The sequence below is a fragment of the Chryseobacterium sp. SIMBA_028 genome, from assembly GCF_046535285.1.
GTDB lineage: Bacteria > Bacteroidota > Bacteroidia > Flavobacteriales > Weeksellaceae > Chryseobacterium.
Map to the genome: position 1 here is coordinate 1 of NZ_JAWRWZ010000828.1, position 236 is coordinate 236.

1 protein-coding gene is annotated in these 236 nt (G+C 36.0%); it reads left to right on the forward strand.

What is annotated here, in order from left to right:
• Window positions 1-30: 30 nt before the first annotated feature.
• Window positions 31-236, forward strand: a 206-nt coding sequence (locus SCA31_RS25520; RefSeq protein ID WP_410699718.1) for an HYC_CC_PP family protein, incomplete at its 3' end; no start/stop codon positions are given.

Below are 236 nucleotides of genomic sequence, written 5' to 3' on the forward strand. Positions count from 1 at the left end.
TCAAAGATATTTTTACCTTTGTACAAGCCAATGAAAAAGATTCTTGCCATACTATTCTCTATTTTCTACTTCGGATTTTCTTCCGGGGCAGCTTTTAGCGTTCACTACTGTATGAAAGAAATGGCTTCTGTAAGCCAGAAAGTGGATGATCTTTGCAGTAAATGCGGGGTTAAAACTAAAAAGGACTGTTGTAAGACAGAAATTAAAGTGGTAAAAGTAGATAACTCCCAAAAGAC